Annotated in this window: 16 protein-coding genes; 6 read left to right on the top strand and 10 right to left on the bottom strand. The window is 63.5% G+C overall.

Annotated elements, in window-relative coordinates:
• Positions 1–41: 41 nt before the first annotated feature.
• Positions 42–2,288, top strand: coding sequence for a patatin-like phospholipase family protein (locus tag E4656_RS07800; protein ID WP_135482641.1), 2,247 nt, complete (start codon positions 42–44; stop codon positions 2,286–2,288).
• Here the strand turns inward: E4656_RS07800 and E4656_RS07795 are convergent.
• From E4656_RS07795 to gluQRS, 4 genes are read right to left on the bottom strand one after another with little or no spacing between them, the layout of a single operon-like run.
• The gene (locus tag E4656_RS07795) at positions 2,276–3,307 is read right to left on the bottom strand and encodes a histone deacetylase family protein (RefSeq protein WP_135482640.1); all 1,032 of its coding nucleotides are present in this window, start codon (positions 3,305–3,307) and stop codon (positions 2,276–2,278) included. The two genes, E4656_RS07800 and E4656_RS07795, sit on opposite strands and share 13 nt — an antisense overlap.
• Before the next feature lie 56 nt (positions 3,308–3,363).
• On the bottom strand, positions 3,364–4,779 hold the full coding sequence (locus E4656_RS07790; protein ID WP_135482639.1) for a sigma-54-dependent transcriptional regulator: 1,416 nt from the start codon (positions 4,777–4,779) through the stop codon (positions 3,364–3,366).
• Positions 4,779–7,736, bottom strand: coding sequence for an ATP-binding protein (locus E4656_RS07785; protein WP_135482638.1), 2,958 nt, complete (start codon positions 7,734–7,736; stop codon positions 4,779–4,781). The genes E4656_RS07790 and E4656_RS07785 overlap by 1 nt, the downstream gene beginning before the upstream one ends.
• Positions 7,733–8,668 (bottom strand): tRNA glutamyl-Q(34) synthetase GluQRS, encoded by a 936-nt coding sequence (gene gluQRS, locus E4656_RS07780; RefSeq protein ID WP_135482637.1) that lies wholly within the window; start codon positions 8,666–8,668, stop codon positions 7,733–7,735. Before gluQRS ends, E4656_RS07785 begins: the two co-directional genes overlap by 4 nt.
• 96 nt (positions 8,669–8,764) lie before the next feature.
• Between gluQRS and E4656_RS07775 the strand changes: the two genes are divergently transcribed.
• On the top strand, positions 8,765–9,934 hold the full coding sequence (locus E4656_RS07775; RefSeq protein WP_135482636.1) for an aminotransferase class I/II-fold pyridoxal phosphate-dependent enzyme: 1,170 nt from the start codon (positions 8,765–8,767) through the stop codon (positions 9,932–9,934).
• On the opposite strand, the gene E4656_RS07770 is transcribed toward E4656_RS07775, so the two are convergent.
• Positions 9,935–10,252 carry a Rieske (2Fe-2S) protein gene (locus E4656_RS07770; RefSeq protein ID WP_135482635.1) on the bottom strand — a complete coding sequence of 106 codons (318 nt, stop codon included), beginning with the start codon at positions 10,250–10,252 and terminating at the stop codon, positions 9,935–9,937.
• An 85-nt stretch (positions 10,253–10,337) separates the two neighbouring features.
• Positions 10,338–11,681 (bottom strand): hypothetical protein, encoded by a 1,344-nt coding sequence (locus tag E4656_RS07765; RefSeq protein ID WP_167855977.1) that lies wholly within the window; start codon positions 11,679–11,681, stop codon positions 10,338–10,340.
• Positions 11,682–11,850: 169 nt separating this feature from the next.
• Here E4656_RS07765 and E4656_RS20215 point away from each other — a divergent pair, with 169 nt between their 5' ends.
• Positions 11,851–12,021, top strand: a complete 171-nt coding sequence (locus E4656_RS20215) for a hypothetical protein (protein ID WP_167855976.1) — start codon at positions 11,851–11,853, stop codon at positions 12,019–12,021.
• Positions 12,022–12,029: 8 nt separating this feature from the next.
• A complete protein-coding gene (serB, locus tag E4656_RS07760) occupies positions 12,030–13,268 on the top strand; it encodes a phosphoserine phosphatase SerB (protein WP_135482633.1) in 1,239 nt (412 codons plus the stop codon).
• A gap of 4 nt (positions 13,269–13,272) precedes the next feature.
• On the opposite strand, the gene E4656_RS07755 is transcribed toward serB, so the two are convergent.
• From E4656_RS07755 to epmB, 3 genes are all read right to left on the bottom strand, one after another.
• The gene (locus tag E4656_RS07755; RefSeq protein WP_135482632.1) at positions 13,273–15,387 is read right to left on the bottom strand and encodes an EAL domain-containing response regulator; all 2,115 of its coding nucleotides are present in this window, start codon (positions 15,385–15,387) and stop codon (positions 13,273–13,275) included.
• 71 nt (positions 15,388–15,458) lie between these two features.
• Positions 15,459–17,189 carry a hypothetical protein gene (locus E4656_RS07750; RefSeq protein ID WP_135482631.1) on the bottom strand — a complete coding sequence of 577 codons (1,731 nt, stop codon included), beginning with the start codon at positions 17,187–17,189 and terminating at the stop codon, positions 15,459–15,461.
• Positions 17,190–17,252: 63 nt separating this feature from the next.
• Positions 17,253–18,287 (bottom strand): EF-P beta-lysylation protein EpmB, encoded by a 1,035-nt coding sequence (epmB, locus tag E4656_RS07745; protein ID WP_135482630.1) that lies wholly within the window; start codon positions 18,285–18,287, stop codon positions 17,253–17,255.
• A gap of 73 nt (positions 18,288–18,360) precedes the next feature.
• Here epmB and efp point away from each other — a divergent pair, with 73 nt between their 5' ends.
• Together efp and epmA are read left to right on the top strand one after the other, a co-directional pair.
• On the top strand, positions 18,361–18,930 hold the full coding sequence (gene efp, locus E4656_RS07740) for an elongation factor P (RefSeq protein ID WP_135482629.1): 570 nt from the start codon (positions 18,361–18,363) through the stop codon (positions 18,928–18,930).
• A gap of 25 nt (positions 18,931–18,955) precedes the next feature.
• The gene (gene epmA / locus E4656_RS07735) at positions 18,956–19,924 is read left to right on the top strand and encodes an EF-P lysine aminoacylase EpmA (protein ID WP_135482628.1); all 969 of its coding nucleotides are present in this window, start codon (positions 18,956–18,958) and stop codon (positions 19,922–19,924) included.
• Here the strand turns inward: epmA and E4656_RS07730 are convergent, their stop codons facing one another.
• Positions 19,925–20,671, bottom strand: a complete 747-nt coding sequence (locus E4656_RS07730) for a ProQ/FINO family protein (RefSeq protein ID WP_167855975.1) — start codon at positions 20,669–20,671, stop codon at positions 19,925–19,927. It abuts the gene before it with no gap.
• Between the last annotated feature and the right edge of the window lie 82 nt (positions 20,672–20,753).

The raw sequence follows: 20,753 nt of genomic DNA, 5'->3' as shown, positions 1-20,753 counted from the left end.
GGCCCGGTGGCAGGCCGACAAGGCAAACATGGAGCATTGCCATGATCACACTCGTAGCACATTCACATAGCACCGACTGGCGTCGAATGACCCGCCTGCTCGGTCTGCTGCTGGTGTTTCTCTGCTGGCTGCCAGCCCTGGCTTTGGCCTCCGAACGGCCTCGCGTGGGCCTTGTGCTGGGCGGTGGTGGTGCCAAGGGGCTGGCGCATGTCGGGGTACTGCAGTATCTGGAAGAACAGCAGGTGCCGGTGGACTTTATTGTGGGTACCAGCATGGGGGCGATTGCCGGCGGCCTCTATGTGCAGGGCAACACGTCGGAGGAGTTGGTCGAGATTGTCATCAACACGCCCTGGCAGGAGATATTCTCGGATCGCACCCGCCGACCCTTGCTGCCACCCCGGCGTCGCGCTGAGCAACTGGAGTTGCCGTTGATGGGCTCGGTGGGCATCGGGCTGACCGGTCCCCAGTTCCCGCTCGGTCTGCTGCAGGGCCAGCGGCTGATGCCGACGCTGCGCGCCTATGGTGCTCAGACCCCGGTGCCCCATCATTTTGATGACTTTGCAGTACCTTTTCGGGCCATTGGGGTGAACATCGAAACCGGTAATCCGGTAGTGCTGGACGAGGGTGATATCAATCTGGCCATGCGGGCCAGCATGGCCATTCCCGGTATTTTCCAGCCCGTGGTCTGGGATGATCTGGCGCTGGTGGATGGGGGTGTGGTCAATAATCTGCCCATTGACGTGGCTCTGGAAATGGGCGCCGATATCCTCATTGTGGTGGATGTGGTCGGCAACTTGAAAGCACAGGAAGAACTGACCAGCCCGCTGAGCATCATCGAGCAGGCGCTCAATATCAACATGAAGCAGCATCAGTGGCTGCAGATCGAGCGCATGCGCGAGCACGACATCCTGGTCCAGCCCGGCATTACCGAGGCAGGACTCACCGCTTTCGATTTTGACAAGGGTCTGGCAGCCATTCAGGTGGGGTATACGGCTGCCGTTCTGCACGCAGAGCAGATAGCGGCTCTCGCCGTGGACGATGACACCTGGGCCAGCTATCGGGAGCGCCTGAGCGCCCAGAAGCAGACCCTGGAACCCCAGTTCTTCGATCTGGACAACCGGTCGCGTGTGCCCAGAGAGCTGCTCTGGGCGACCATGACCAGTGCGCCGGACGAGACCTTCCAACTGGAGGAACTGGAGCAGGACCTGAGTCGTCTGTACGGTCTGGGCTACTTCGATCATGTCGATTATCAGCCCGTCGAGGAGGAAGACGGTACTCGGGGCGCTCGCATTACCGCCCTGCCCAACAGCACTGGCCCCGGCTATCTGCGCTTCGGCCTGGCGCTGGAAGAAGGCTTTGCCAACTACTCCCGCTACGTGGCGGCAGCCAGCTATCTGCAGACCGAGGTTACCGATGCCGGCACCGAATGGCAGGTGGATGCTCAGGTGGGCCAGGAGGCACTGCTGAGTGCTTCCCTGTGGCAGCCGCTGCGGCGTGACGCCCGTTTCTACATGACGCCGCGCGTCAGTCTGCAGCGGAAGAATGTCAATCTGTACGATGGTACCGGGGAGCCCGAGGGCCAGTATCGTATGGCTCGTTTTGGTGGCGAATTCAGCCTGGGCTACAACTGGCGCAATCAGATGGATCTGCAACTCGGTTACGCGGCCGGTGTGGGCAACACGCGCATACAGTCACCCGGGCCGCAGGCGCCGCCGGAAGAAAGTTTCAGCACCAGTGTGGTGCGCCTGACCGGCACCGTGGACAGTCTGGACAGCATCGTGCTGCCGCGCCGTGGACAGCTGCTGGAAACGCGTTATGAAGTCAGCCTGCCGGAACTGGGTGCCGATGCCGATTATCACTCACTGTCCCTGCGCCATCTGGGCGCGGTGACCTGGCGGCGCAATACCCTGTTTGCAGGCGGGCGCCTGGGCACAGTGCTCAGTGGCGATCTGCCCTATTACGAAGCCTTTCAACTGGGCGGTCTGATGCGGCTGTCGGGTTACAACCCGCAGGAACTGCGTGGCCAGGTGCTCCTGCATGGACAGTTCGGTTATCTGCGCCAGTTGAATGACCTGACCGGCCTGGGAGACCTGCCGCTGTTCGTGGGCGGGGCGGCGGAAACGGGCCAGGTCTGGACCGATACGGACGCTTTCGATCTGCATGACCTGACCGTCGGGGGCACAGCGCTGATGGCTGTGGATACCCCGGTGGGCATGGTCATCGGGGCCTGGGGGTACAACAGCGATGATCGCATGGCGATCATGCTGTCGCTGGGTCAGCCCTTCTGAGTGGCGGCACCGCGCAGTACATTGACCGCATTGAGGCCGATTTCCGCTACCGCATAGCCGCCTTCCATCACGAACAGGGTGGGCAGCCTCAGGGCGCCGATCTGCTCGCCCATGCGGAGATAGTCATCACCCTGCAGCCTGAACTGGGAGATGGGATCGCCACTGAAGGTGTCGACGCCCAGTGAAATCACCAGTGCATCCGGTGCATAGCCGGCAACGACCCGCAGCGCATCCTGCAGGGCCTGAGACCAGGCCGCCCAGGCGGTACCCGGTGGCAGCGGATAGTTGTGATTGAACCCCTCGCCGGTGCCGACGCCACGCTCATCGGCATGACCGGCAAAGAACGGATACTCCACGCGCGGGTCGGCATGGATTGAAGCAACCAGGACGTCGGGTCGGGTCCAGAAAATATCCTGGGTACCATTGCCATGGTGATAATCCACATCCAGCAGTGCTACCCGCCGCGCACCCTGGTCCAGCAGGGACTGGGCGGCAATGGCGGCATTGTTGAGATAGCAGTAGCCGCCCATGTAGTCGGCTCCGGCATGATGGCCCGGTGGTCGGCACAGGGCAAAAGCCTGGCGCTCATGCTGCAGCAGGGCAGCGGCACTCAGGGCCACCTGGGCACCGCTGTACACGGCCTGCCAGGTGGTGGCGGTGATCGGGGCGCCGGCATCGAAGCTGAAGTAACCCAATTGGCCGTCAATATCCTGCGGGCAGCGTGGCTGCACCCGACGCGGCGGCCAGGCCAGCGGCAGCATGTCATTGCTGCGGCCCAGGTCCGCCCAGCGTGACCAGGCAGACTGGAAAAAATCGATATACTGGTCGGTATGAACTCGCCGTATCGGTGCTTCGCCGTGGTCGTCGGGCGGGATGATCGGCCCCAGTTCGGCCCGCTCAACCTCGGCCAGCACCTGATCCGCCCGTGCCGGCTTCTCGAAGCAGGGCATCATCTCGCCATCGTTCAGTTCGGCGCTGGCATGATGCAGGCGATGGTCTTCGCTGTAGACGGTTTTCATGCAATGGTGCTCCTGTGTCTGCAGGCAGTCTGCCGGTGCCTGTTGCTTGTGGTCTGCTACTTGCCCTTGCGGCGGGGTATGCCCAGCTTCTGTCGTCTTTCCCACAGGCTTTTGCGACTGATGCCGAGTTTCTGCGCCAGCTCGGTTTCGTTCATGTGCTCTTCGTGCTCCAGCACGAACTGCACGAAATAGTCTTCCAGCGAGGCATCATCCACATTGTCGGCACTGGTGCCGATGGGCGCACTGGCACCGCCGCTGCTGCCGGCCGGCGTGGTGGTCGCCGCAGAGGTGGTGACCGGACCGGCCCGGCGGCCGGAAGGCAGGCCCAGCAGCTCGGCGCTGATGGGATGGTCGCCTTCGGAGAGTATCATGGCGCGTTGCATGGCGTTTTCCAGTTCCCGCACATTGCCTGGCCAGTCATAGCTCATGATGCGTTCACAGGCCGCCTCCGACAGTTCGGGGATGGCATCGAGCTGCATCTCGCGGGCGTACTTGGACAGCAGGTAGCGCGCAATCATCAGGATGTCGTCACCCCGTTCGCGCAGGGGCGGAATGGTCAGTTCGATGACCTGCAGCCGATAATAGAGGTCTTCCCGGAACCGACCGGCCTCGACCAGGTTGCGCAGGTTGCGGTGTGTGGCGGCCACCAGGCGGATATCCACACGCCTTGAGTGTACGGTGCCGACGCGGCGGATCTCGCGTTCCTGAATCACCCGCAGCAGACGCGCCTGGGCTTCCAGCGGCAGCTCCCCGATTTCGTCCAGAAACAGGGTGCCGCCTTCCGCCGCTTCGACCAGACCCTGACGAGCGGCCACGGCGCCGGTGAAGGCTCCGCGTTCATGACCGAACAGCTCAGATTCGATCAGGCTCTCGGGGATGGCAGCGCAGTTGACCGAGACGATGGGCGCCTGCGCGCGCGTGCTGTGTTCGTGCAGGGCCTTGGCGGCCAGTTCCTTGCCGGTGCCGGATTCACCATGAATCAGCACGGTAACCTGGGTGGGCGCGATCTTGCGGATTTGCTGATACAGCTTCTGCATGGCCCGGCACTGGCCGACCATGCGGCCCATGCGCTCGCTGGCGGAGGTGGTGGCGCCGGCATCGGCTTCCGAGGTGTCATCCGGGTCATGGCCCTGAGCCAGAATGCGCTTTACCGTCTGTACCATTTCGTTGTGATCGAAAGGCTTGGCGATATAGTCCCGGGCGCCCATTTTCATGGCGTCTACCGCCGAGCGCATGCTGGCATAGCTGGTCATGATCAGCACCGGTACGCCAGGGGCACGGGTGATCATCTCGGTGCCGGCCTCGCCAGGCAGACGCAGGTCACTGATGATCAGATCGAAGATTGACGGGTCCTGCTGACAGGCTTCGTCAACGGAGCCGGCTTCGCTGACCGAGAATTCATGGCGTTCCAGCAGCCGCTTCAGGGCACTGCGGATAATGACTTCATCTTCAACTATCAGAATGCTGGCCATCAGGGAGTCGCTTCAACCTCTGTCATGAATCGGGGCAGGGTGATGATCACCCGCGTACCCCGGCCTTCCAACTGGAAAGCCGGGCTTTCAATATCCAGGCTGCCATAGTGTTCTTCAATGATATTGCTGGCCAGGGACAGGCCCAGCCCGGTGCCCTTGCCGACTTCCTTGGTGGTGAAAAAGGGTTCCAGGATGCGGTCCCGGACCTCGGGGGGAATGCCCTTGCCATGATCAAGCACCGCCACCTGGACGCGATGCCGATCGGCTTCCGCCGTAACCAGAATTTCATCCCCGGACGCCGAGGCATCGCGCGCATTGGTCAGCAGGTTGATAAACACCTGACCCAGACGCTGGGGGTCACAGGGTACCATGATGTCTGCGGGCACTTCGTTCAACAACACTACCGGACGGGCTCCCTTGCTGAGCTGCAGCAGATTGATGGCATCCTGAACCACGTCCTGCAACCGGTGCGGCGAGTGTTCATCCTGGCGCCGACCCAGGCCAGCGTGGGCATAGCTTACCAGAGACTGCACGATAGTGGTGACCCGCCACGCCTGATCCCGTATCTGATCGGCAACCTCCTGCACGTCGGGTTCGCTGCTCAGATAGCGCAGCTCCTGCGCCAGTGAATCGATGCCGGTAATGGGGTTGCCTATCTCATGGGCGACACCGGCCGACAGGCTGCCAATGGCGGCCAGGCGTTCGCTGTGCACCAGTTCCTCCTCCAGCATCTTGGTCTGGGTCTGGTCATCCACCAGCACCACCATGGAAGCGGGCTCACCCAGGCCCGGGCTCTGCGGCGCCGATGACTTGTGCAGGTTCAGCCAGCGGCGCTGATCACCCTCGTCCATGGGCAGCAGGGCCGCGTCCTGATGGCTGTCATCCACAAAGCCTTCCAGCAGGCTGCGCCAGGGCGCCGGTAACAGACCCAGGCGGGCTCCCAGGGCCTGCTCGGCGGGGATTCCGGTCAGTTGGGCCATGACCTGATTCCACAACAGAATCTCCCCATCCTGAGCCAGCGAAAACACACCGATGGGCAGTCGCATCAGGGTATCCCGATGGAAACGCCGCAACTGGTCCAGTTCGCGGGCCATGCCGGTGAGCTGATTGTGCAGGCCTTCCAGGCGGTTCTCCACCAGATACAGGTCCTCGGTTGCGGGCTCGATCTCGGTCGGATCTATGGCCAGATAACGCTCGACCAGAGTGTTGGCCACGCTGGGGCCCATCAGGCCGGACAGATTGATTTCCAGCCGGTCACGCAGGTTGCGCAGCGCGAAGGGTCGGTACTCGGCCAGGGTGTACCCCAGTTCCTTGAGGGCTTTTTCCACCTCTCGTTCGGCGGTAACCTGACCCAGCGGGCCGGCCAGCTGGGCCACGAACTCGCGCGCGTTGTGGGCGCGCAGGGCCCGCCGGCTGGGCGACATGGGGGCGTTCTGGCTACAGGCCGAGGCGGCGGCCTGTTCTTCGGTGGATGGCGGGAACCACAGCGAAAACACCACGAACACCAGTGCGTTGGCAGCCAAGGTCAGCAGGGTGGTGAGGAACCACTCACTGGCCAGGGTTTCAAAGTACAGGGGCAGGCTGCTCATGCTGCGGTGCGCCTCCACCACCAGCGGCAGCCCGAGCAGAATGAGCCAGAGCCCCATGCCCGTGGCCAGGCTGGCCATCAGGCCGGTGCGGCTGGCGCGTTGCCAGTACAGCAGCCCGACCAGGCCGGGCAGCAGCTGCAGTGCCGACACAAACGACAGCATGCCCAGCGACGTCAGGCTGTGTCCGGTCTGCAGGATGCCGTAGAACCCCAGGCCACAGAGCAGGATGACCATGGTCAGGCCGCGCCGGGCCCACAGCAGCCAGTGATAGATGTCCGATGACTCGCGCCGGGGCGGGGCATAGGGCAACAGACCATGATTGATCCACATGGACGCCAGGGCCAGGGTGCTGACCAGCAGGGTGGTCACTGCCGCCGACACCACCATGACGAACAGGGTCGCACTGAGCCAGGGCGTGGACAGCTGCTGGCCGATGCTGAGCGCAAAGTATTCCGGCAGGGACGGGAAACCGAGCCGCAACCCGGCCCAGAGAACGGGCAGCACCGGCAGCGCGAACAGCAGCGCGTACACCGGCATGCCGAACTGCAGCCAGCGGCGGCTGATGCCGCCGGGCTGCTCCCGGACCAGCAGATGGAACAGGTGCGGCAGCACAACCGGGGACAGGGCAAACATGAAGACCAGCGTCAGGCCGGTAGTCAGACCCAGGCTTTCGCCGAGCAGGGCGTGGCGGGCGGTCTGGCTGGTCTGCCATTGCCACATGTCCAGCGGGTCCTGAAAGACCTGCCAGGCGATAAAGGCGCCCAGGCCGAGAAAGACCAGCAGCCGCAGCAGGCCGTCGGTTGCCAGCGTCATGACCAGACTGCCGGAGCGCCGCCCCTGGCCGAGCTGGTTGGCCCCTACGAAGGCCGTGAACAACAGCACCAGGATGATGAACCCGATGGCCACTCGCTGCTCATGTACCGTGCCCAGCAGCAGTGACAGGCTGCCGGTGACTGCCTGAATCTGCAGCGCAAAGAGTGGCATGATGACCAGCGTCAGCGCCAGCGTCACCAGAGTGCCGGCCCAGCGCGACCGAAAACGGAACGCCATCAGGTCGGCCAGAGAACCCAACTGATAGTTCTGGGTGATGCGCATCAGCGGCTGAATCAGTACCGGCAGGGCCAGAAAAGCCAGTGACACACCGAGGAAGAAGGTGAGAAATCCGCCCTGCAGGGCATAGGCCAGGCCGACGGTGCCAAAGAAGCCCCAGACCCCGAAGAACAGACCCAGAGACAGCAGCCAGGTCAGTGGGTGCTCACTGATGCGGCGTGGTATCCAGTTGCGGTCGGCCGCCTGCCCGACCACAAAGAGTGTGGTCAGATAGGCCAGTGACAGCCCCAGCAGCAAAGGCAGACTGAGCGTGGTCATGCGGAGTCGGACTCCTCGGTGGTGGGGAGCAGAGTGGCTGTCGCAGCGTCGGTGCTCTGGCGGCGCTGCGGCCAGTGCGCGATGCCCCAGCGCAGCAGCTCCGCTGCCGACAGGCCGACCGGCGGCTGCAGCCCCAGTACCTGCAGCCCCTGCCGCAGCAAGGCCCGGCGCTGGCTGACTTCGATGGCCGGTGCATGGTTCTGCTTGCTGAGTTTGCGCCCGCTGTCGTCCGTGACCAGCGGCAGGTGCAGATAGTTCGGCGTCGGCAGCCCCAGATGACGCTGCAGCGCCACCTGTATGGGGGTAGTGGTCAGCAGATCCCGGCCGCGCACCACGTCGGTGATGCCCTGGGCGCCGTCGTCAACCACCACGGCCAGTTGATAGGCCCAGAATCCGTCCTTGCGTCGCAGTACCGGATCACGCCCGGCCACGGTGACATCGAGCCTGATCTCGCCCTGCAGGCGATCAACAAAGGCGGGTGGCTCGGCAGCGCGACAGCGAATGGCTGCCAGCTCTGCCGGGGGTGTCCGACGGTGATGGCAGGTGCCCGGATAGACGCCCTCGTGGGCACGCAGCATGGCGCGGGTACAGGTGCACCAGAACAGATGCGGGCGCAGCTGTGCCAGCGCGGCCTCATAGGCCTCGGTACGCTGACTCTGCCAGACTACGGTCTCGTCCCAGTGCAGGCCGAAGGCCTCCAGCGTGCGCAGGATGTCGTCAGCAGCCCCGGGCTGCTCCCGTGGCGGATCAATGTCTTCGATACGCACCAGCCAGACGCCGTCCCGGGCCCGGGCGTCCAGCCAACTGCCCAGAGCCGCCACCAGCGAGCCGAAATGCAACGGCCCGGAAGGCGATGGTGCAAAACGCCCGCGACAGGGTGTTTTGCCACCGCCGGCGGGGTGGAGCTGGGCGTGGATACTGGGTTGCTTCATGGCCACAGTTTACCCTCTATGCCGGGACGACGGGAACCATTGCCCCTGATCCTGGTGTACACTGGCCGCCGATTATGGGCAGGTGGAGACATCGTCATGCCGAAACTGGCACAGCGTGAGCAGCAGGTCGGGGCCTTTCAGGTGATGCATCTGGTGGGCGAAGCCCAGCGCCTGATGGCCGAGGGTGCGGATGTGATTCATCTGGAGGTGGGCGAGCCCGATTTTCCGACCCCGCCCCAGGTAGTGGCTGCGGCCGTCGAGTCGATGCAGTCCGGGCAGACCTTCTATACCCCGTCTTCCGGGTTGCGCGGCCTGCAGCAGGCCCTGCAGGGCTTCTACCAGCGCCGCTACGGCCTCGCTATTGCCCCCGAGCGCTTTGTGCTGACGCCGGGCGCTTCCGGGGCGTTGCAGGTGGTGCTCAGTCTGATGCTGGATGCGGGGCAGGAAATCCTGTTGCCGGAACCGGGCTATCCCTGCAACCGCCATATCAGTCGGCTGCTGAACATCAGCACCCGCTGTGCGCCACTGGCAGCGGACCAGGGGTTCGATCTGACTGCCGCCTGGCTGGCGCAGCACTGGCGACCCGAAACCCGGGCCCTGCTGGTTTCCAGCCCGGCCAACCCGACCGGCAAGGTGCTTGACCGCGCGCGCCTGTCGGTACTCGCCGAGTGGTGTCGCGAGCATGACGCCCACCTGCTGGTGGACGAGATCTATCACGGTCTGGTCAATGATGCCGAGCGCACGCCCTCGGTGCTGGAAGTGGATCCGCAGGCCTGGGTGGTCAACAGCTTTTCCAAGTATTTCGGCATGACCGGCTGGCGTCTGGGCTGGGCGGTAGTGCCGCCGTATGCCGTGGAAGCGGCCAATCGACTGGTGCAGAATCTGTTTCTGGCGCCGCCGACCATGTCGCAGCATGCGGCGCTGCGGGCGCTGGATGCTGACATGGGCGAGGTCTATGAGCAGCGCCGTCAGGCCTTCCGGCAGCGCCGTGATGTGCTGCTGAGCGGGCTGCAGCGGCTCGGTTTCCAGTGCCCGGCAGGCGGGCAGGGGGCGTTCTATCTCTATGTGGATGTCAGCCACACCGGCCTGAGTGCCTGGGACTTCAGTGCGCGTCTGCTGCAGGAAGCACATGTCGCCACCACGCCGGGTGACGACTTCGGTGGCGCCGCGCCGGAGCGCTATGTGCGCTTTGCCTACACCTGCGATACGCCGCGGCTGGAAGAGGCGCTGACCCGACTGGCCGGCTTTCTGGAGCGGACCTGCTGATCAGAGCAGATAGACCTGGCCGTCGTCCATCTTCCAGGGCAGGGGCTTGAGTGACTCGCCCTGGCAGGGGCCGGCAATGCAGTGGCCGTCGGTGATCTGGAACAGGGCGCCGTGCATGGCGCATTCAATCAGTTCACCGTCCAGATCCAGGAATTCGTCTTCCTTCCATTCCAGATTCACGCCCAGATGCGGGCATTCATTCTTGTACAGGTAAAGTTCGGCGTCTTTCTTGACTGCAAACAGGGCCATCCCTTCGACGGTGAAGCCTCTGGATTCACCCTCGGGAATATCATTGAAATGGCACAGGGGCCTGGACATGCGGGAACTCCTCTCGCGTTTGGGCAGCGCCCAAAGCTAATGTCAGACCGGTGTCGAGTCAATCATCGGACGTCCGGCCTGTGGCTCAGAAGCGCTCGCGCAGCGCCTGTACCTGACGGTCCAGCACGCGCAGCCAGTTGTCGGCAAAGCCGCTCAGGCGCCAGACTTCCAGGCTCTCTGCGCCCGGCAGCGTGACATCACGGTAGATCTCGGCTTCAACCACGTCGCCCAGGGCGGCGTAGCGGAAGACAGGTTCGCCAACCAGAATCTGTTCGCCCCGGTTGTGCGTGCTCAGAGCGTCCAGGTCCTGCTGGGCCTGACCGAAGACGGTACGCACCGGCAGCCCGCCGCTGGTCTGGATGCCGACATACAGCGGGCCAGCCATGATCGACAGGCTGAATTCGGGACGCGGGCGCAGGGCCCAGTCGGTATGGTCCCGCAGCAGGCTGTTGAGCACATAGGCCGCACAGAGTGTGCGCTGAATGAAATCACCTTCATCGGTATGATCCCGCACCAGAAACTGCCACGGATCCTGCGTGGTTTCGCCATGATAGAGCCGCATGACGTCCTCGCAGCGCTGGCGTGTACTGTCCAGCAGTTGCTTGATGATGGCGGCGGTCAGTTGGCCTTCCAGCGCATCCAGATTGAGCAGGTCGATCTTGAGCAGGGCACCGTCGGCAATCTCGCCGGGCTGCCTGCTGTCCTGAAAACGCTGGTAGATTTCCGCCAACTGATAATCATCCAGGCGCTGCTGCAGTTCGTGGACCACGAGCAGGCTGTGATGGTAGTGCTGCTCGAACTGCTCGCGCAGATGTTCGGCCTGCCGGTCGGGCTCCACGATCGGGTCTGGCTGCAGGGCCGGGAACAGTTCGCACAGGCGGTCATTGAAACGCGTCTGCTGGCTGAGGCTGCGGGTCAGGAAGCGGCGCCACAGCAGCCAGCCCAGACCGGCCAGCAGGGCGGTGCTGATGGCCAGCAGGGCCAGATTGCGCCAGCGTGCCTGCAGCAGCGGGGCCGGGTCTTGCCACAGGGTCAGGTTGCCCAACAGGCTGTCTTCGTAGTAGAGCGCGGCGGAAAACTCCACTTCGGGCAGATGGCTGGTCTGGCCGGAAGCCGTGATGACCCGGCCCTGCGGGTCGGCGATCTCGATACCGAGCAGCATGTCCTGACGTGCCCAGCGCTGGGCCTCGACAGTCAGGCTGATGCGGTCATCCAGTGTCAGCAGGTTGGTGGACCTGTGGGCATACTCGGCCGCCAGTTGCTCTCCCTGCTGGTACCATTGCTGCTCGATCTGCAGATAGGTGGGCCAGATCAGCAGCAGCGCGTTGGCGGTAGTGAGCAGAAGGAGGCTGCCCAGAGCGAGCAGTGCGGCGGGCGAACGTGCCAGTTTGTGTACCGTGGGCCAGATCATCCTGTGGTCGGATTCCATCAATGCTGTGCGTGATCGAGGTGGTGTTTGGCGCTGTCCGGGAACCGCCTGTGCCGTATGGTCTGCTGTCCTGTTTGCCGGTACAATGGCGCCCGATTCCAGAGGCTCCACAGTCTAACCGCTGGCAGGGCCCCTCACCACCCCAAATAACGGCACAGAGGACACCGACATGAGTGATGCCAAGCAACAGATCAAAGAAGAACTGGACGCCATCGGTCACGGGCTGTTCATGCTGAGCCCGGACTGCATCCGTGCCCTGTCCACGCATGAAGCCGATGATCTGATTGCAGAGCTGCGCGCTCGGGTCGAGAAGGCCAGCAAACTGCTGGACAGCCAGTAAGTCGGCCCATGTCTGTGGCCGATACTTCTGAAGTCATACTGCTCCGGGTGGCCGGCTCGGATCGTCGTGGGCTGACGCTGGCCTTCTCCGAGTTGCTGGCGCAGCACGGCATTGCCATTCTGGATATTGGCCAGTCGGTGATCCATGAACAGCTCAATCTGGGCATGCTGATTGAACTGCCTCCGGGCGCTCAGTCCAGCTCGGTGCTGAAGGATCTGCTGTTCAAGGGCCATGAGATGGGCGTGAGCGTGCAGTTCACGCCGGTTTCGGCCGCCGATTACGAGCATTGGGTCGGCGGTCAGGGCAAGAAGCGATACATCGTGACCCTGCTGGCGCGCAAGATCACGGCAGTGCACTTTGCCCGCATGGCCGAGGTGGTGGCGGAACAGGGGCTGAATATTGACGACATCGTGCGTCTGTCCGGGCGTGTGCCGCTGGGTCAGGCCGATGCGGCCAGTCGCGCCTGTGTGGAAATATCCCTGCGCGGGGATCCGGTGGATGCCGACGTGATGCGCTCACGCTTTGTACAGGCGGCGGCTGACCTGGATGTGGACATTGCCTTTCAGGAAGACACCCTGTATCGGCGCAATCGGCGCCTGATCTGCTTCGACATGGACTCCACCCTGATCGAAACCGAGGTGATCGACGAGCTGGCGGCGGCGGCTGGCGTGGGGGCTGAGGTAGCGGCAATTACCGAACGCGCCATGCAGGGCGAACTGGATTTTCAGCAGAGTTTCCGCCAGCGCATGGCGCTGCTGCGCGGCCTGGATGAATCCGTGCTGGCCGAGGTGGCCGCCCGGCTGCCGATTACCGAGGGCGCAGAACGCCTGATCAGGCATGTGCGGGCGCTGGGCTACAAGACCGCCATCCTGTCCGGCGGGTTTACCTATTTTGGCGAGTATCTGCAGCGGCAACTGGGTATCGATTATGTCTATGCCAACCAGCTGACATTCGATGCCGACGGCCGCCTGACCGGCGAGGTGACCACCCCCATCGTCGACGGGCAGCGCAAGGCTGACCTGTTGCGCGAGATAGCAGCGCGCGAGCAGATCTCACTGGAGCAGGTCATTGCCGTCGGCGACGGTGCCAATGACCTCCCCATGCTGCATGCGGCGGGTCTGGGCATTGCTTTCCGGGCCAAGCCGATCGTGCAGCAGAATGCCCGGCAGGCGCTCAGTACCATGGGCCTGGATGGCATTCTCTACCTGCTGGGATTCAAGGAACAGCACCAGCTGACCGACGACTGAGCGCTCAGTCGTCTTCCTCGAAGGTGAAGTCCATGCTCTGCGCCGGCGCCTGCAGGTAGTAGCCCTGCACGTAGTGCACGCCGAGCGGCCACAGATTGCCCAGCACGGCAGCACTTTCGATATGCGGCACTATGGAAGCCACCTCGTGCTGGTGGATCTGCTGCAGGATGCCGCTCAGCCGCTCCATGTTGGTCTTCTGATCCAGGTCACGAATAAAGCCCGGGTCCACCTTGATGTAGTCGATCTTCAGATGCCGGAACAGCGCATCGTTGTGCTGCTGGTGCCCGAAGCGGATGACTGCCAGCCCGGCGTGCAACACATTGATGCCCTTGACGAAAGCCTTGAGCATCTTCAGATAGGTATGGGCGACCCGTTCCGAGACCTGGAAGACGATGGCATCGCCTGGCAGGCGCTGTTCACGCAGCACCTTGTTGGCCCAGGGCAGGAAGGTCGGGTCCTGCACCGAGGCTGCGGTCAGATGGATGAAAGCGCGCGTGGCGGCCGACCGGCTGCGGCGATGTTCGGCCAGTTCGACCACGGTCCGGCGGAACACCCAGCGGTCCAGATCGCGGCTGAGATCGGCGACATCAGCCGCGTCCAGGAATTCCTGCGGCTCGATCAGGGTTTCATCCCGGGTTCCGTGCAGGCGCACCAGAACCTCGTAGTTCTCTTCGCTGCCCCGGCGCAGGTTCATCACCGGCTGGAACAGGATGCTGAGCTCGTCGGCGGCCAGTGCCTCGCGCAGCTGCGCCGTGATGGTATTGTCTGCTGCGGTTTGTGCACCCGGCTCCCAGAGGCGGCAGGGCCGGCCGGCCTTGATGGCCAGCATGCAGGCCTCATGGGCATGCGTCACGGCCTCGGTCGGGTCATGATGGGTTTCATCGATACTGATCAGGCCCGCATGCAGCTGCACCTGAGCGGTCTTGCCGCTGACCTCGAACAGATGGTCGGTCAGCCGCTGAATCACCCCGGTTACAGCGTCTTCACTGTCCTGCAGGGACTGCCTGCAGATCAGGGTAAAGACATCATCGAGGAAACGTGCAATCACCCGCGCCTCGCTGAAGGCTGTGCGCAGTATTTCCGCCACATCCGCCAGCACGATATCGGCACCGGCAATGCCGAGTTCGGATTTCAGGTCATTGAAGTTGGCCACCTGCAGGAACAGCAACGTATGCTGGGTGCCCTGTCGGGCCGCTTCGGCGACAATTTCCTGCAGACGCTCATCGAAGTAGGCCCGGTTGTGCAGGTTGGTCTGGGTATCATAGGTCGCCATCTCCCGGACCTTGGCCTGCAGGGCCTCCGCATCGACATTGGACTTGCGGATCACGATCTGGATACAGGGTTCGCCTTCATAGGCTGCGGGGCTGATGTCCAGGGTGGCATTGAAATGCTCGCCGCTTTCGTGCTCCCCCTGCGCCCGGAACCGGGTCTTGTCACCCTGGCCGACCTTTTTCAGTTCGTTCTTGAGCTGCCTGGGCGGGTCGGTACGGACCAGGTCGACCAGCGGCATGCAGGACAGCTCCTCCATGTCATCATAGCCAAACAGCTCCCGGTAGGCCTGGTTGGCGTAGATGTGCATGCCTTCATGGACATAGGCAATGGCATCCCGGGATTCATCCAGCAGCAGCTGGCAGCGCCGCTGGGATTCCTGCAGCCGCAGTTCGAGTTCACGTTGCTGGCGTCGGCTCAGCAGATTGCGGTGGGCCCGCAGCACGGCATGTACGAAGTGGGCCGAGAATTCATCCGCAACGACGTCTTCTACCCCCTGGGCAAAGGCGGCCTCCAGGGTGGCGGCTGACGGGTCACCGGTCAGCCCGATAATGGGCAGGTCGCGGCCCTGACGGCGCAGCAGCTCGATGGCCTGGCGTGCGTCGACGGCTTCGCTGTCCAGATGTACGCAGACCACATCGGAGCCCTGCTCGGCCAGTTTCTCGGCCAACTCGTCGGTGGAGGCAATAAACTGACTGCGGGTGGACTGGCCGGCATCGCGCAGGCTGTTGATCAGGGGTTCGGCTTCGTTCTGGCTTCGGTGCAGCATCAGCAGGTTCAGAACGGCCTTTTGCTTGCAGCTGGTCGGTATGTTGGCGTCGGCATTCATGGTGGCCGGTTGCGTCTCCATGGTTTGCGGATCCGCATGTGTGTGCGGCGGATCTGAGTCTTGTCGGGTTCAATGAGGCTGTGTTTGCCGTCTCAGACGGGTCTCCACAGCGGGTCATTCTGCAAGTCCAGATCCTTCTGAGCCTTGGGTCGGTCGGCTTCCGTCGGACCGGCCGGGGCAATCGAAAACTGCCCGGCGGCGCTGGTTTCATTGATCTTGTGCAGCAGGCGATAGGCCTGCTGGCGACCATTGCGATACAACAGAATCTTCTGGCCGGCCCTGACCTGCAGACGCGGCATGACCACGGACTCAGGCTGTGCCACGGCGTTGATTTCCGGCAGCAGGATGGCGCGCAGAAAATCACTGTTGGGGCCGCTGGTATTCACTACCCTGACCGCACAGGCTTCAGCCTGGGGCGACAGCAGCTCAACGCCACCACGGACGCCGGATCCGCGATACTGGCGCAGCCAGCGCAGCAGGCCAATGGTCCGGTGGGATGCATTCTCAGCCTTTACACTGATCACTTCGCCCATGATCAGGTGTTCGGGTACCGGGTCGGGCCAGTGCAGGCAGAACCCGCGGGGGCTCATGTTCACTGCCGTGGCAGGGTATTCCATCACCTCTGCGGCGGTTTCTGCTGTGGTGTCAGGCGTATCGGCCGCCGCATCCGGGGCAAGGTCGCGCGCGGCGTCGTGGGACTGATCCCAGGCGTCCTGACTCTGCCGGGTGGCCAGGGTGTCGCGCGCCTGGAAACGACTGTCCCGGCCATCATCGGGTGGCAGATAGTCGGCATAGGCCGCCAGAAAATGACTGAAACTGTGACCGCCGCAGAGCTGACTGTGTACCGCTGACAGGCCCAGCGTGACGGTCACTGCGCCCTGGGTCGGCTTGCGCTGAAAGGCGCGCGGCTGGGCCCGGTCCCAGGCCATGCCCAGATGGTCACGCAGCCGTTCGGTCATGTTCGGCACCGCAGGCAGGCTTTGGGGCGTCTGCAACTGGGTGACCAGGTCGCCGGTGTAGAGGCTGATCAGGTTGCCGTGCAGCGTGGTGTCGTGGCTGAGCTGGCTCGGTCCCTGATCCCGGGTCAGGTCGACCACATAGATCCCGCCCTGGCCGGCTTTTTCCAGTTGGGCGCCGGGCGCCCAGGCCACGCAGGCCTGAAACAGCGGGTCCAGTTCATGGCGCTGCAGTTGAAAGGGCTGTGCAATGCTGAACAGCAACGCGGCCTGATAGGCCTGGTTCAGGGTCCGGCTGTGGCCGTTCCAGTCGAAGGGCCTGGTGCCGGAATCAAGCTGCAGGCCCAATTGATACAGGTCGTGGAGCTCGCGCCAGAACCCCTTGGGTGCGGGCAGATAGAGAGAAAACATGCGGTAGAGGTTGGGCAGTATGGACCAGATACAGTGGTGCAGGGCGCGTGCGGCCATGTCCTTGCGGCCCAGGCCCCAGCCGCCCGCGGTGGCCTGGGCAACCTCCTTGTAGCCGGCGCCCAGTTCTATGGCCATGCCATGGGTCAGACTGAGTACCTTGCGCTCCATCTCATCCAGCGCAAAGGGACGTTCCAGATAGCGGCGGAACAGGCCGTCTGCCGCGTGCTCTATTTCCGGTGCCAGAATGTCCAGCAACTCCAGCCGATCAGCCGGGCTGCATTTCAGCTGATTGATTTCCCGGATGGCCTTGTACAGCCTGTGGCTGGTCTCGGCGTGGTTCACCTTGGGCAACTGATCGACCCACTCGGCCAGCAGTCTGGGTCTGGACGGCGCATAGGACAGCGAAGTCCGGGACGGTTCCACCAGAGCGAGGTAAGGTTGCGGGTTCTGGGACATCACTTTTCTTGCGCCGTAAACGGGTTACTTCAATAGTGGCATCATGACCCGGGCGGAGCAAGCTCAGACCCGGAGCCAGCGCTTGCCGGCGTCGCCTGGCACCTCGCGTACCAGTCTGGGTACCAGAAATCCGGGCAGTGCCGCCTGCAGCTCCCGGTGCAGCGCCTGCGCCTCGGCATCCGTAACGGTAAAGTGCGCTGTGCCGGCCACTGCATCGGTCTGATGCAGATAGTAGGGCAGCACCCCCAGCGCAAACAGTCGTTCACTGAGGGCGCTTTGCGCCGCTGCCGTGGCGTTGATACCGCCGAGCAGTACGGTCTGGTTGAACAGGGTGACGCCGGCCCGGGTCCAGGGGCGCAGGCGCTGTGCCAGGCGCTCACTCAGTTCCCGGGGGTGATTGGCATGCAGCACCAGCACCGGTTGCAGGCGGGTCCCGGTGAGGATGTTCAGCAGCGGCTCGGTGAGGCGGTCGGGCAGCACCACCGGCAGTCGGCTGTGCAGCCGGACCCGGGTCAGGGAGGGTACCGCTGCCAGTTGCTGCAGCCAGTCGTGCAGCGTTCTGTCCTGCAGCATCAGCGGGTCGCCGCCACTGAAAATGACCTCGTTGATCTCTGCATGGTCGTGCAGATAGTCGATGATGTCCTGACGCTGCTGCGGGCGCAGGCGATGCTCGGTATAGGGGAAATGACGGCGAAAACAGTAGCGGCAGTGAATGGCACAGGCACTGGTGGGCACGATCAGTACCCGGGAGCGGTATTTGTGAATCAGCCCTGGCAGTGCGGTGGCGTCTGCCTCGGCCAGCGGGTCTGTGCTGTAGCCCGGCGTATCCTGCTGCTCGCTCTGCCAGGGCAGTACCTGCAGCAGCAGCGGATCGTGCCAGTCTCCCGGCGCCATCAGGTCGGCAAAGAAGCGGGTGACCCTTACCGGGAAGGGGTTGGCTGCCATGTCGGCCAGGGTTGCCGGCGGGTCGGTCAGCCGGCAATAGGCCAGCAGCGTCGGTAGGTCCGTGATCATGTCGGCAATCTGGTCCTGCCAGCGAGGATTTTCCGCTTCGGCGGTCGGGATGACCTGCAACGGCGATCGGTTTCCGGTTATCATAGGGATCTTCAAGAACTCAGAGTCGGTTCGGGCCAGGGCCCGGGCTGTGCACACACTAGCGAACGGAAGTGATATGGCAACCTATTCTACCAACGAATTCAAAGGCGGTCTCAAGGTGTTGCTGGATGGCGACCCCTGCACCATCGTCGAGAACGAATTCGTCAAGCCCGGCAAGGGACAGGCGTTCAACCGGGTCAGGCTGAAAAACCTGAAAACCGGTCGGGTCTGGGAACGTACCTTCAAGTCTGGTGATTCCATTGAGTCGGCCGACGTGATGGATCTGGACATGCAGTATGTCTACACCGACGGCGAGTTCTGGCACTTCATGAAGACGGATGGCTCATTCGAGCAGTACGGTGCCAGTGAGGCCGCCGTGCGGGAGGCCAGGGACTGGCTCAAGGAACAGGAGGTCTACACGGTGACTCTCTGGGATGATGCCGTGCTGACCGTAACACCTCCCAACTTTGTCGAACTGGACATTGTCGAAACGGACCCGGGTGTGCGCGGTGACACCGCCACCGGCGGTACCAAGCCGGCGACCCTGAGCACCGGAGCTGTGGTCAAGGTACCGCTGTTTATCGACAATCACGAGGTGATCAAGGTCGATACCCGTACCGGCGAGTACGTCTCGCGGGCCAAGTAAGCCGGCCCCACCTGGAGCTGAGCGGATGAGCGACACCGAGGCAGCAGAGTCATGGCGACCGGCCGCATCATGGACCATGATGCGGCGTCGGGCCCGGATGTATGCCGATATCCGGTCGTTCTTTGCACAGCGCGGGATGCTGGAAGTCGACACCCCCATACTCAGCGGTGCCATGAACCCCGATCATCAGATCGAGTCACTGTCGGTCAATACGTCCGACATGCCACGTTATCTGCATACCTCGCCGGAATTCGCCATGAAGCGCCTGCTTGCGGCCGGCAGCGGGCCCATCTGGCAGCTCTGTCGGGTCTTTCGCAAGGGCGAGTCCGGGCGGCGCCACAATCCCGAATTCACCATGCTGGAGTGGTATCAGCCGGGCTACTCCGAGCAGGACCTGATGCAGGAAGTGGCCGACCTGATACAGCAGTTGCATGCGCAACCCGTGCCGGTTGCCTTTGTGGCCTATCGGCAGGCGTTTCGACAGTATGCCGGCTTCGACCCGCTGGCCGGTGATCTGAAGGTGCTGCGCCAGGCCACCCGCGAGCGCTTTGACTGGTCGGATGAAGACCGCGAGCCGATGCTGGACCTGTGGCTGGCCGAGGTGGTCGAGCCGGCACTGCCGCACGACTCCCTGACGTTCATTCATGACTGGCCGGCGAGCAAGGCGGCTCTGGCTCGTATTGCGCCGGACCCGGAGGATGGCCAGCCGATCGCCCGACGGTTTGAACTGTTCTGGCAGGGGATGGAGCTCGCCAACGGCTATTACGAATTGACCGACGCCGCCGAGCAGGCACAGCGTTTTGAAGCGGAGCAGCGTCGGCGCGTGCGCCACCGCCTGCATGTGGCACCACTGGACCGCTACCTGGACCAGGCCATGCAGGCCGGGTTGCCGGAGACTGCCGGTGTGGCGCTGGGTGTGGATCGGCTGTTGATGGCACTGACCGGGACGCGGGATATCAGAGAGGTGCTGGCCTTCCCGGCGGACCGGGCCTGATCAGTCGCGGTTGAAACGACGGGCCAGATTTTCCAGCTTCGCGTTCAGGCGCTCTTCCGGATTGGCATTGTCAGCCCTGGCCCCGTCACTGGTGGTCTGCTTGCGACCGGTGTCACGCGGCGCCTGGCCGGGTTTGCCCTTGCCGGCTTCGGCACGGGGTGCCCTGGCGGCTTTACCTCCGGACTTGCGCCGCTGCTGCTCCGCCGGCTTGCGGCGTTGCTGCTGACGCTCCTGCCTGCGGGCCGCGCGCCGCGCCTCGATCTCTTCCACACGGGCTTTGGCATGGGCGGCATCTTCCGCACTGACTTCGCCGGCTTCGCCCTGCAGATCATAGCGCTTGCCGCCTTCGGATACGGCACGGATATAGGCCAGCTGGCGCACATAGAAGTTCAGCGCGCGCCGGATCTTGGTCTTGGACAGCTTGCCGTCTTCGGCCAGACTGACATGAATGCCGATTTTGAGCGGCTTGGGTGCTTTCAGGTCAAAGAGGTGCGGGTAGGTACTGGACAGCAGGTCATAAGCCGCCCGGTTCGGATGCACCTTGGGGGCCTCTTTGGGCGCATTCGGCGCAGCGCCCGGGCTGGCGGATTCGGCCGCTGCAGCCGCCGCCGTTTCGGACCCGGGGGCAGCAGCAGTCTCGGACGCAGCGGCTGACTCAGGCGCGGCCTCGGAAACAGGGGCATCGGTCGGGTTCGACGGCGTGTCTGGGCGCACTTCAGGCGCATTCTGCATTTGCTTTTCGGTCACTGTGCCTGGGTGCTCGCTGTGTCTCTGAATCATACTAACGTCAGTCTTGGGCCAAGCCCGTGGTCGGCACCGTGAGGAAACC

Origin of the sequence: Natronospirillum operosum, assembly GCF_004768465.1 — a bacterium.
Lineage (GTDB): Bacteria > Pseudomonadota > Gammaproteobacteria > Pseudomonadales > Natronospirillaceae > Natronospirillum > Natronospirillum operosum.
This window is presented reverse-complemented; position numbering and strand designations above follow the sequence as displayed.